At 71.2% G+C, this 11808-nt stretch carries 11 protein-coding genes; 6 read left to right on the top strand and 5 right to left on the bottom strand.

The window, feature by feature from the left end; all coding sequences use genetic code 11:
* Window positions 1-126: 126 nt before the first annotated feature.
* The 3 genes from ACOCEP_RS20840 (at window position 127) to ACOCEP_RS20830 (ending at window position 4220) form a co-directional block, all read left to right on the top strand.
* Entirely contained in the window at window positions 127-1308 is a 1182-nt protein-coding gene (locus ACOCEP_RS20840; protein WP_482339431.1) for an MFS transporter, read from the top strand.
* A 28-nt stretch (window positions 1309-1336) separates the two neighbouring features.
* Window positions 1337-2170, top strand: coding sequence for an aldo/keto reductase (locus tag ACOCEP_RS20835; protein ID WP_482339429.1), 834 nt, complete (start codon window positions 1337-1339; stop codon window positions 2168-2170).
* A 166-nt stretch (window positions 2171-2336) separates the two neighbouring features.
* Window positions 2337-4220, top strand: coding sequence for a M48 family metalloprotease (locus tag ACOCEP_RS20830; protein ID WP_482339427.1), 1884 nt, complete (start codon window positions 2337-2339; stop codon window positions 4218-4220).
* A 143-nt stretch (window positions 4221-4363) separates the two neighbouring features.
* Here the strand turns inward: ACOCEP_RS20830 and ACOCEP_RS20825 are convergent, their stop codons facing one another.
* Both ACOCEP_RS20825 and ACOCEP_RS20820 read right to left on the bottom strand, forming a co-directional pair.
* Window positions 4364-5194 carry an SAM-dependent methyltransferase gene (locus tag ACOCEP_RS20825; RefSeq protein ID WP_482339425.1) on the bottom strand — a complete coding sequence of 277 codons (831 nt, stop codon included), beginning with the start codon at window positions 5192-5194 and terminating at the stop codon, window positions 4364-4366.
* A gap of 139 nt (window positions 5195-5333) precedes the next feature.
* A complete protein-coding gene (locus ACOCEP_RS20820; protein WP_482339423.1) occupies window positions 5334-6431 on the bottom strand; it encodes a sialidase family protein in 1098 nt (365 codons plus the stop codon).
* 144 nt (window positions 6432-6575) lie between these two features.
* Here ACOCEP_RS20820 and ACOCEP_RS20815 point away from each other — a divergent pair, with 144 nt between their 5' ends.
* Together ACOCEP_RS20815 and ACOCEP_RS20810 are read left to right on the top strand one after the other, a co-directional pair.
* The gene (locus ACOCEP_RS20815; RefSeq protein ID WP_482339421.1) at window positions 6576-7913 is read left to right on the top strand and encodes a protein kinase domain-containing protein; all 1338 of its coding nucleotides are present in this window, start codon (window positions 6576-6578) and stop codon (window positions 7911-7913) included.
* A gap of 49 nt (window positions 7914-7962) precedes the next feature.
* On the top strand, window positions 7963-8349 hold the full coding sequence (locus ACOCEP_RS20810; protein ID WP_482339419.1) for a hypothetical protein: 387 nt from the start codon (window positions 7963-7965) through the stop codon (window positions 8347-8349).
* Here ACOCEP_RS20810 and ACOCEP_RS20805 read toward each other — a convergent pair.
* A complete protein-coding gene (locus ACOCEP_RS20805; RefSeq protein WP_482339418.1) occupies window positions 8342-8518 on the bottom strand; it encodes a hypothetical protein in 177 nt (58 codons plus the stop codon). The genes ACOCEP_RS20810 and ACOCEP_RS20805 overlap by 8 nt on opposite strands.
* A 59-nt stretch (window positions 8519-8577) precedes the next feature.
* The gene (locus ACOCEP_RS20800) at window positions 8578-9120 is read right to left on the bottom strand and encodes a type 1 glutamine amidotransferase domain-containing protein (protein ID WP_482339416.1); all 543 of its coding nucleotides are present in this window, start codon (window positions 9118-9120) and stop codon (window positions 8578-8580) included.
* A gap of 98 nt (window positions 9121-9218) precedes the next feature.
* On the opposite strand from ACOCEP_RS20800, the gene ACOCEP_RS20795 reads away from it, so the two are divergent.
* The gene (locus ACOCEP_RS20795; protein ID WP_482339414.1) at window positions 9219-10226 is read left to right on the top strand and encodes a DNA topoisomerase IB; all 1008 of its coding nucleotides are present in this window, start codon (window positions 9219-9221) and stop codon (window positions 10224-10226) included.
* Here the strand turns inward: ACOCEP_RS20795 and ACOCEP_RS20790 are convergent.
* Complete coding sequence (locus ACOCEP_RS20790; RefSeq protein WP_482339412.1) at window positions 10209-11786, bottom strand: SpoIIE family protein phosphatase; 1578 nt, start codon at window positions 11784-11786, stop codon at window positions 10209-10211. The two genes, ACOCEP_RS20795 and ACOCEP_RS20790, sit on opposite strands and share 18 nt — an antisense overlap.
* Between the last annotated feature and the right edge of the window lie 22 nt (window positions 11787-11808).

The raw sequence follows: 11808 nt of genomic DNA, 5'->3' as shown, positions 1-11808 counted from the left end.
GTTGCCCGAGCTTCGTTGCGTCATGCATCATCAAGCGTGTGCAATATACGGCGCGTGCAACTATTTCAGACGCCCGTAGTTGCTTACGCCAGCCAACACCACTCTACGGGAAGAAGTGAGCCTCCAATGCCTGCCGCTCTGCTCGCACTGGCGATCAGTGCCTTCGGTATCGGCACCACCGAGTTCGTGATCATGGGCCTGCTGCCCGAGGTCGCGGGCGACTTCGGCGTCTCGATCCCCTCCGCCGGACTGCTGATCTCCGGCTACGCGCTGGGCGTCGTGGTCGGCGCCCCGTTGCTGACCGCGCTCGCGTCGCGAGTGCCGCGCAAGACGGTCCTGGTCGGCCTGATGGTCCTGTTCATCGCCGGCAACGTCGTTTCGGCGCTGGCCCCCACCTACGGCCTGCTGATGACCGGCCGCGTGGTCGCCGCGCTGTCGCACGGCGCGTTCTTCGGTGTCGGCGCGGTCGTCGCCGCCTCGCTGGTCGCGCCGAACAAGCAGGCGGGCGCCATCGCGATGATGTTCACCGGCCTGACCGTCGCCAACGTCCTCGGTGTCCCCGCCGGGACGGCGCTCGGCCAGGCGCTGGGCTGGCGTTCGACGTTCTGGGCGGTCAGCGTGCTCGGCCTGATCGGCCTGATCGGGATTCTCGCGCTGGTCCCCGTGCAGGCGACGACGCGGAGCGCCGGGCTGCGCAGTGAACTGGCCGTGTTCCGGCGTCCGCAGGTGTGGCTCGCGCTGGCGATGACCGCGCTCGGCTTCGCCGGCGTGTTCGCGTCCTTCACCTACATCGCCCCGATGATGACCGAGGTCGCCGGCTTCTCCCCCGGCGCGGTGACCTGGCTGCTGGTGCTGTTCGGCGGTGGCCTGTTCGTCGGCAACCTGCTCGGCGGCAAGGCGGCCGACCGGTCGCTGATGCCCAGCCTGTACGTCATCCTCGCCGTGCTCGCGGCCGTCCTGGTCGTGTTCGTCTTCACCGCGCACGCCCAGCTCCCCGCCGCGATCACCATCGCGGTCTTCGGCGCCGCCGGTTTCGCGACCGTCGCACCGCTGCAGGCCCGCGTGATGAACAAGGCCGAAGGCGCGCCCGCGCTGGCTTCGGCGGCCAACATCGCCGCGTTCAACCTCGGCAACGCCGGGGGCGCGTGGCTCGGCGGCAAGGCCATCGACGCGGGCCTCGGCTACACCGCGCCCAACTGGATCGGCGCCGCGCTCGCGCTCGCCGGACTGCTGGTCGCGGTCATCTCAGGCATGCTCGATCACGGGCGGCGAAAGGCTCGTCGCGCCGAACTGGCCCCCGCCGCCTGAACCGGAAACACCCATGAAAGGAACGCAAGTGACCGACATTCCCACCGTCAAGCTCAACAACGGGGTGGAGATGCCGCAGCTCGGGTTCGGCGTCTTCCAGGTGCCGGACGAGGACACCACCGCCGCGGTGAAGGCCGCGCTGGACGCGGGCTACCGCAGTATCGACACCGCCGCCGTCTACGGCAACGAAGCGGGCGTCGGCAAGGCGCTCGCCGAGTCCGGGATCCCGCGCGACGAGCTGTTCATCACCACCAAACTGTGGAACAGCGAGCAGGGCTACGACGCCACGCTGAAGGCGTTCGACGTCAGCCTGGCCAAGCTCGGCCTCGAGAAGCTGGACCTCTACCTCATCCACTGGCCGACGCCCGAGCGCGATCTCTACCGCGACACGTGGAAGGCCTTCGAGAAGCTTTACGCCGACGGCCGGGTGCGCGCGATCGGCGTGTCCAACTTCCAGCCCGCGCACCTCGAACGGCTGGCCGAGGCCGGTTCCGTGACCCCGGCGGTCAACCAGGTCGAGGTGCACCCGTACCTGCAGCAGGCCGAGGTGCGCGAATACGACGCGAAGCACGGCATCGCGACCGAGGCGTGGAGCCCGCTGGCCAAGGGCGGCGACCTGCTCGGCGAGTCCGCGATCACCGCGCTGGCCACCAAGCACGGCCGCACGCCGGCGCAGATCGTCCTGCGGTGGCACCTGCAGCTCGGCAACGTCGTGATCCCGAAGTCCGTGACCCCGTCGCGGATCAAGGAGAACCTCGACGTCTTCGGGTTCACGCTGTCGGAGGAGGACATCGCTTCGCTGTCCGTGCTGGACCGGGGTGAGCGGACCGGGCCGGACCCCGACACCTTCAACGTCGCGTAGCCCAAGTCCGTGAAGGACTCCTTGAGGGACTCTGGGTCCCTCAAGGAGTCCTTCACGGACTTTCGCAGGTAGCGGGCGTAGCGCTTCGTTTTCGCCCGAGCCCGCTGCGTAGCCGGTTACTATTCGGCCGCACAGACGGCACTGGTGCGAAAAGAGGTAACCGACGATGCAGGCCCGAGGACGCGCCGTCCTCGCGACACTTCTGCTCGTGGCGTTCCCGGTGGTGGTCGTCGCGGTGGGTGCCGCCAGTGTGCTGGCGGGCCTGCGGATCCAGGGCAAGATCGGCACCTACGTCATGCTCGGCGGGCTCGCGATCATGATCGCGCTCGGCTTCGGGCTGGTGAGCGCGCTGCGGGCGCGACGTCCCCCGATCGAGGGGCCGCGGCTGGACCGCGACGCGCATCCCGCGCTGTGGCGGATGATCGACGACCTCGCCGCCCAGGTGAAGACGCGGCCGCCGGACGAGATCGTGCTGATCGGCGAGATCAACGCCGCGGTCAGCGAGGACGCCCGGTTCCTCGGCCTGCGGCCGGGCCGCCGCACGATGCTGATCGGGCTGCCGCTGCTGGCCGCGCTGAGCGTGAGCGAACTGCGCGCGGTGCTCGCGCATGAGCTCGGCCACTACAGCGGCGGCCACACCCGGCTGCTCGCGCTGACCTACCGCGGCACCCAGACGCTCGCCTTCACCGTCGACAGGCTGGACGGCGGGCCCGCCAGAGCCTTGCTCACCGCGTACTCGAAGCTGTACCTCCTGATCGCGCGGTCCGCGAACCGGCGGCAGGAGCTGCAGGCCGACGAGGCGTCCGTGCTCGCGGCGGGCAGCCGGACGGCGGCCGCGGCGCTGCGGAAGGTCGCGACGCTGAGCCCGCTGTGGAAGGACTACTCCGAGCGCTATCTGTCGCTCGGCGCGGCGGCGCGGCGCACTCCCGCCGTCCTCCTGGGGTTCCGGTCGTACCTCAACCACCCCGTCCAGCGGGACTGGGTGACCGAGTACGCCGACGACATCATCGACGGCGAGGAGCTGTCGAAGTACGACAGTCATCCGCCCACGAAGCGGCGGATCGCCGCGCTGGCGGGCGTGCCGGACAACCCGGTGAAGCCGGACGCGCGGCCGGGCTGGTCGCTCCTGGGCGCGCCGAAGATCGACGTGCCCGAGGCGGAGCTGAACGTGCTGGTCCGCGACGTCGGACCGCGCGCCGACTGGGACGAGGTGGTCAAACGCGCGGGCCGCGCGTCGGTGGCGGAGGGCGCGAGGCTGCTGACCTCGGCCGGGATCGAGAGCAGGCTGGCGCCGCGCGGCACGATCGGCGAAGTCGTGCGGGTGCTGCGCGACGGGGACGCCGACGCGCTCGCCAAGCCGCTGCGGGCGCCGTCCCGCGAGGAGGGCCTCGACCTGCTCACCGAACTGTTCGCCGACACCGTCACCGCCGCGATGATCGACAACGGTGTCGCCGCGCACCGCCTGAACTGGGGCGGCGGATGGGAACTGTGCCTCGGCGACGGCGAGCCGTTCGACGTCACCGAACTGGTCGGCCCCGCGGTGCGAAGCCCCCGCGCGGTCGACGAACTGGTCCACAACCTCCAGCTCCTGAGCGTGCCGGCCGGGTACTTCTGCAAGCAGGAACCCCAGCCGGAGCCGGATCCCGCCGAAGCACGGATGCTCGGGATGTTCACCGCGCTCAAGGCCAAGCGGAAGCTCTACGACCTCATCGTCTGCGACACCGAAGTGGTGCTGCTGCCGATGGCGCGTTCGGTGCTGATCCGCCGCGGCCTCGCCGGGCTGGTCGGGGCACGCGGTGTGTCGGACCGCAAGCGGATCCGGAAGCTGCGCGAGCGCGGCCTCGACGATCTGCGCGCCGAACCGGGCGCCCGGCGGATCCCGTTCCAGGACATCGTCGCGGGCGGTTTCCCCCGCCGGAAGCTCACCGCGTACCTGACGCTGGAGCTGTCCGACGGTGAGACGCTGGAACTGGCCATCACCGGCAACACCGAGGACTTCGGGACCGCGCACGACGAACTGACGGCGTTGTTCGGGTCCCTGAGGGCTTGAGGCGGCCGCTCGCCGGTGCGCCGGGGCCGTTCCCGCCGTCGCCCGAGGACGGCCCCCTCCGCGCATGTCGCGAAAGCCACTTTCGAGACGCCTGACGTCGCGAAAGTGGCTTTCGCGACATGCCGCTCCGGCAGACCCGCCCCTTAAGGCTTGACCCCGACCCCGCCGAGGCTCAGGTGGTTCAGCTCGGTCAGCGGCGCGAGCCGCGGCCCCTCGGGCCACCATTCGTGCAGGTGGACGACGCCGGGCTCCAGGATCTCCAGCCCGTCGAACAGCGACTCGATCTCGTCGCGGCCGCGGTGCACGGTGCGGTGCCCGGTGCTCGCCATCAGGTCGTCGAGCTTCCGGGCGAGCGCGCCACGGGCACCCTCCCCCGGCGTGAAGTCGTGGGTGATCAGCACGTAGGAGCCGGGCGCGATCGCGTCGACGTACGCGCGGACGACGGCCCGCGCCTCGCCGAGGTCTTCGATGTGGTGCAGCACCGAGTTCAGGATCACCGCGACCGGGCGGTCGAGCTCGATGTGTTCGGCGACCACCGGATCGGCGAGGGTCCGCGCCGGATCGGTCAGATCGGCGCCGCTGACGTGGACGAGGAGATCCTCCAGCAGCGCCAGCCCGTGCGCCTGGACGACCGGGTCGTGGTCGACGTACACGACCAGCGCGTCCGGGTTGTACCGCTGCGCCGCCTGGTGGGTGTTCTCCGCGGTCGGCAGGCCGGAGCCCAGGTCGAGGAACTGGTCGATACCGCGGGAACCGGCGAGGAACCGGACCACCCGGTTCGCCCAGGAGCGGAATTCCTTGGCCATCGCCGCGGAGTCGGGGGCGAGGGCGAGCAGGTCTTCCACCGCCCGCCTGTCGACCTCGTAGTGGTCGTGCCCGCCGAGCAGAACGTCCTTCATCCGGGCGAGGTTGGGCTTGCTGTAGTCGAGGGGAAGCGGGCGCCTCGGCACAGACCGGACCTCGTCCGAAGTCATGGACACGTTCCACCCTTCAGCCGCGCACGGGCCGCGCGAACGCGCCCACGGCTCCCTCGACATCGACGGACCGTACACAGATTACGACATGGCGTGTGGTCCCGTGAACCTCCCCAAGGGCCTTGCCCACCTGCGGCGATCACCCGAAGCCGAGCTCGTGCCAGGTGATTCCGCCGTCAGTGGTGCGGTACACGGCGGACCCGCCCTCGGCGTCGGGCAGGCCGTCCACGACCACGCCGACCCGCTCGTCCGGGAAGTCCAGATCGTTGAGACAGACGCCGCGGCCGCTGAGCACGGTCGTCGTCCAGGTCGATCCGCCGTCGGCGGTGCTGTGCAGGAATCCGGTGCCGCCGCCTTCCGCCGCGACGGTCGCCGCCGTGGGCGAAGCCGCGCTGAAACTCTGGTCGATCCCCAGGGCGGGCGCCTGCGCCGTCGCGGTGAACCGCCCGCCGAGCTTCGGCGCGCGCCAGAGCCGCCGGACGGTCGCCCCCGGCTGGGGCGTCCCCGGTCCCCCGCTGCACAGCGCCAGCACCTGCCCTCGCCGGACGCCGCTCAGCGAAGCCGAGCTGTCCGCCGGACAAGGCGGTGGCGCGGCCGCGAAGGTCAGGCCGTCCGAAGACGTCCAGTACTTCTGGACGCGGTGGTCCGCCCCCATCGAAACCTGGATCCCGCCGCTGGTGGCGATATCGCCGTAGGTCGAGGAGCCGGTGACAGTGAACCCCGGAACCGGCAGGAGCAGCCGCGTGCCGGAGATCCCGGCGTACAGCGTCGTCGTCGACGGGGTGCCGAATCCGGTGACCATCGCGAACACCCGTGGCCCCGATTCGGTGATCTTCGATAGATAGAAGGGTTCCCGGACCCCGGCGAGGCGGACCTCGGACCACTTGACGCCACCGTCGTGACTGGCGAGCAGCCGGGAGCCGTCGGAGAGAAACGCGTCGCGCCCGTCGATCACCGTGAGTTTGACCTGATTGTGGTTGTCCGGCAAGGAGATCGGCGGTTCACCGACGCGGCGCCACCGCTTCCCGCCGTCGGTGGTCGCCAGCAGCGAAGCGCACCATCCGGGTTTCCCGCACGGCGAGAACCCGAGGACGTATCCGTGGCGCGGCCCGGTCCAGCTCGTCGACGCGGGGGCGAAACCCTCGGGCACCGGCGCGCCGGCGGCGGCGGGCGGGGTGAAGACGGCCAGGGCGGTCAGTGCGGCGGCGGCGAGCGCGGCCCACCGGTTCGGCTTCATGACCACGGGACGTCCGGCCCCCGCCCCGGTTGCCCGCCGTTCGGGGTGAACCCCCTGTTCATCTCCGGTACGCTCGCAAACCTTGTTTCGCCCGGGGCCGGACCGGGTATACGGCGTTCGGCCGGTGAGACGGAGGTAGCACCGATGGGCGACGCGGGTGCGCGTGCTGGTGGTGATGAGGAAGAAGACCCCGGGACCACGCAACGCCGGTTCAGCCTGAACGTCCACGACCCGGACCATCTGCCGCGCAGGCTCGCCGGCCGGTACGAAGTCGGGGAGCTGCTCGGCCGCGGCGCGACCGCGCGCGTGTTCCGCGCCTGGGACCTGCGCGAAGGGCGCGAAGTCGCGCTGAAACTGTTCCACGCGGACACGATGGCCAGGGACGAGCGCCGCCGGGAGCAGGAGATCCAGACCCTCAGCGCGGTCCGCCACCCCGGGCTCGTCCCGCTGTACGACGCGGGCTCCGACGACGGCTACACCTATCTCACGATGCGTCTGGTCGAGGGCCCGAACCTGGCCCAGCGCCTGCGGTCCGGCCCGCTCCCCCAGGACGAGGTCGTCGAACTCGCCACCCGGCTGACCGACGCGCTCGCGCACGTCCACGCGCACGGCATCACCCACCGTGACCTGAAACCGGCGAACATCCTGCTCGACGGCGACGGCCCGCTGATCGGCGACTTCGGGGTGGCGCACGCCTTCGACGCGACCAGGGTGACCGAGACCGGCGGAGTCGTCGGCACGGCGGCGTACATGGCGCCCGAACAGGTCCGCGGCGAGAACGTGGGCCCGCCCGCGGACATCTATTCGCTCGGCCTGGTCCTGCTCGAATGCCTGTCCGGCGAGCGGGAGTACACCGGGACACCGGTCGAGGCCGCGGTCGGGCGGCTGCACCGGCCGCCGCGGATTCCCGGCGGGCTGTCGGTGACCATGACGACGCTGTTGCGCGGGATGACCGCGAGGAAGCCGGCACAGCGCCCGACGGCCGCGGCCATTTCCCGGATCCTGCTGGAGGATTCCACCGGGACGAAGGTGGTCCGTCTCGCGCCCGCGACCCGCAGGCGGGCGGCGGTCGTCGCCGCCGTCAGCGCGCCCGCCGCCGCCATCACCCTCGGCGTCATGCTGGCCTTCAACCAGACGGGAACGCCCGCCCCGATCCAGCCGGAGGGGATGCTTCCCCCGGCGATCACCGGCTCGTCCGTCCCGGTGGTGGGACAGGGGTCGCAGGCGGCGCAGTCAGCGCAGTATTCGGAGGCCGTCCAAGTGCCGACCAACGGCCCGAAGGCGAGCAACGGCACCGTCGTGGTGACCGAAGCGGTCCCGGCTTCCGGCGCGGATCCGACAGGCGCCCGAAGCACCGAGGCCACCTCGGTGCTTCGGGACACGACCGCCGCGAGCGACCGGCCGAGCACCTCGGGCAAGCCGAGCAAGACCAAGCCCGGCCCGCCGACGACGAAGAGCAGCAAGCCCGGCCCACCCGGCTGAGCGACCGCACGGTACGGGTGTCCACTGTGGACGATGATGGGAGACGGCGATGACCTACATCAACGACCCGCGAGAGCCGCAGGAAGAAATCGTCGAACGGACACCCGCCAGGATCCGCGTCGTGCGCGTCGTCAACGCCGTCGTCCACGCGGTCTGCTGGATCTCCGCGCTGGTGCTGCTCGTGCACATCCTGCTGGTGTTCGGCGAAGCCAACCCGGGGAACGGATTCGCGCGGCTGATCGACCAGTGGTCGCGCGCCGTCTCGCTCGGGCTGCGGAACCTGTTCACCCCGGAGGGCCTCAAACTCCGCACCCTGTTCAACGACGGTCTCGCCGCGTTGCTGTGGCTGATCATCGGCGGCGTGGTGACCGACCTGGTCTCGCGGATCGGCCTCCCCGGCCCGAAACGGGTCTGGTACCGGCGTCCGCTCAGGTGAGCGAGCCCGGTTTCCCTTCCGGGGCGTCACCCGCCTGGGCCTGCTCGGCCTGGGCGTCGGTGACCTCCGGGGCGGCCGTGGTCTCCGCGGGCGGCGTCCGGTCCGGCTCGTGCTCGGTCTCGAAATGCTCACGGCACCAACGGCCGTAGCGTCTGGCATGCACGGTCATCGCGGCACCTCCTTTTCCGCCACCAACGATCCCCCACTTCTGTGACGCGCGCCACTCGTTTATCCGGCGAATCGGGCGACGATCTCGGCGCAGAACGCGGGCAGGTCGTCCGGATCGCGGCTCGACGTCAGGTTCCCGTCGGTGACGACCTCCTGGTCGACGACGGTTCCGCCGGCGTTGCGGATGTCGGTGCGCACGCTGGGATACGACGTGAGCGTGCGGCCGCGGACGACGTCGGCCTCGACCAGCGTCCACGGCCCGTGACAGATCACGCCGACGGGTTTGCCGCTGTTCACGAAGTCGCGCACGAAGCGGACCGCGTCCTCGTCCGCGCGCAGATTGTCCGGATTCATCGTGCCGCCGGGCAGCACGAGCGCGTCGAAGTCGGCGGCCGTGACGTCCTTGACGACCCGGTCCACGGTGAACTTGTCCGCCTTGTCGATGTCGCCGTTCATGGCCTGGATCTCGCCGGGCTCCAGCGAAACGACTTCGGCCGTCGCTCCGGCGTCGGTGACCGCCTTGCGCGGCTCGACCAGCTCGATCTGTTCCACGCCGTCCGCGGCGAGGATGGCCACGCGGCGTCCGTTCAGCGAATTCGCCATCGGGTTCCCTCCTGAGGTCGTTGTCGCTTCCGGACTACCCCGGACCACGACCCCCGAACCATGGGCATGAACTCCCGTCGCGGCGGGTATCAGTCCCCATGCGACTTCGGCGAGCGGACCTGGGGTCCCCCGGTATCCGGAGGCGGCGCCGAGGTCGTGGCTTCGGCTACCTGACGCCGGACGGCGAGCCGCTGAAGGACGGGGAAACGATCGAGCGGATCGACGCGCTGGCGATTCCACCCGCGTGGCGGCGCGTGTGGATCGCCCCGCACGAGAACACCCACATCCAGGCGGTGGGTGTCGACGACGCCGGGCGGAAGCAGTACCTCTATCACCCCGAATGGCGACGGGCCCGGGACGAGGAGAAACACGAACGCGTCCTCGCCCTGGCACGCAAGCTGCCCAAACTGCGCGAAGCGGTCCAGGAGGATCTCGGCTCTCGCGGGCTGAAGCGGGAACGCGTGCTCGCCGGCGCCCTCCGCATGATCGACCTCGGGGTCTTCCGCACCGGCGGCGAGAGCTACGCCGACGAGCACGGCACCCACGGGGTGGCGACGTTGTTGTGCGAGCACGTCCAACTCCGCGGTGAATGCCTGGTGTGCGACTACCCCGCGAAGCACGGCATCCAGCGGAAGGTCCGGCTGCGGGACGAGGCGCTGGTACGGCTGGTCCGCTCACTCCGGCGGGTACGGGGCGGTGGCATGCGCCTGCTCGCCTATCGCGCCGGTGACGGCTGGCACGAGGTGCAGGCCGACGACATCAACGACCGGCTCCGGGAAATCGTCGGCGACGGTTTCACCGCCAAGGACCTGCGCACCTGGAACGCCACCGTCCTGGCCGCTTCGGCCTTCGCGGGCCTGGACAAACCGGCCAGCCGGCGCGGTTTGAAACGCGCGGAGAAAACGGTGATGACCGAGGTCGCCGAGGGGCTCGGCAACACGCCCGCCGTCGCGCGGCGGTCCTATGTGGACCCTCGCGTGGTCACCGCCTACCACGAGGACCGGACCATCGCGCGCGCGGCGCGGAAAGCGGAGAAGACGGCCGATCCGAACGCGGCCCGCGACATCGTGGAGCGGGCGGTGGTGCGGCTACTGAACGGGTCGTGAGGCTTCGATGGCGAGGACGGCGATGTCGTCGTGCGTCCCGCTACCGAGCCATTCCCGCACCGCGGAGCGCACCCGGGCGACCACCTCGCGGCCGGACATCCCCTGGCAGCCGGCCAGGAGTTCACGCAGCCGCTCGTCCCCGAACAGGTCCGACGGCCGTTCGTGGTGGCGCGCTTCGGTGATCCCGTCGGTGTAGAGCAGGCAGACGTCGCCCTCGGCCAGCCGGATGGCCGTCTCGGCGAACCGGGCCTGCGGGGAGATCCCGACCAGGGTGCCGGGCAGGGTGATCTCGTCGACCCCGCCGCGACGGCGCACCACCAGCGGCGCGGGGTGCCCGCCGGAGGCCAAGGTGACGCCGAGACCGTCTTCGCCCGCCAGCACCGAACCGAGCACCAGCGTGGCGAACCGGCCGCTGCCGCCGGTGATGAGCAGGGAGTTCAGCAGGCTCAGCAACGTCGTGTTGTCGTGCTCGACGAGGTCGAGCGCGGCGAGGGTCTGGCGGACCCGGCCGGTGAGCGCCGCGGCCTCGGCCCCCTTGCCGCAGACGTCGCCGAGGACGAACATCGCGCCGCCGCCTTCCCGAGGCAGGACGTCGTAGAAGTCGCCGCCGACGTCGAGCAGGCCACCCGAGGGCTCGTACCAGACGTCGAATCTGGCGCCGTGGACGTCCGGGGGCGGCGTCGGGCGCAGCGTGGTCTCCAGGCCGCGAGTGGCCTCCTCCTGGCGGGCGTAGCGGTGCGCGTTCGCCAGCGCCGTCCCGGCGGCGCGGGCGAACTCGGTCACCGCCCGGGAGTGGTCCTCGCCGAAAGCGGGCGCGCCGCGCCTGCCCAGCACCACCGCGCCGGTGACCCCGGATCCGCCGTCGAAGCCCAGTGAGACGACCGTCACCGACGAATGGACGGCGAGCCGTTCCGCGACGATCGCGGGCAGCGTCGCGATCTCCTCCTCCGGGACCGCCTTGGCTTCGAGTTCGTCCGTGGAGGCGAAGGTGCCGGCGAGCACCGGCGCCAGCTGGGCGGGAACCCGCCTGATCCGGCCGTGGCCGTGGGTGGTGCGGTGATCGCAGCTCCACCACTCCCACCGGCCGCGAGTGGTCGGCAGCAGCACGAAGACACAGTCGGCGAGCTCGGCCGCGGCGAGCTCGGCGATCGCCTTCGCCGTCCCGTGCCGTCCCCGCGCGGAAGCGAGCCTGGGCGCCGAAGCGGCGAGGAAACCGTCCACGCGCGGGCCGTCGGCCGCGACCGCGGAGGTCACCGTCCACGCGTGCCAGCCGCCGGGCAACGTCCGGATCCGGGCCGGGAACCGGCGGCCGGTGTGCTCGACATGCCCGACGTCGGGGCCTTCGGCGGTCAGTATCGGGCGGCCGCCGCCGAACAGCTCGCGGGCGGCGGGATTCGACCACCGCAGCGCGCCGCCGACGTCCTGCACGAGCACCGCGTCACGGACGTCTTCCAGCAGCTCGCGCCAGAACCGCCCGGATTCGGGCAGGGCTCCCTCACTCGTCGGGGGCGACGACTCCGAGGGGAGCGACGTCGAGGCCGGGGCGGGCCGTGACACCATTCCCGGACCTCCTCCTGCCTTG

It is taken from the genome of Amycolatopsis sp. CA-211722 (genome assembly GCF_056828465.1).
Note: the sequence above shows the minus strand (reverse complement) of the source record. Positions and strands in the feature narration are given on the sequence as shown.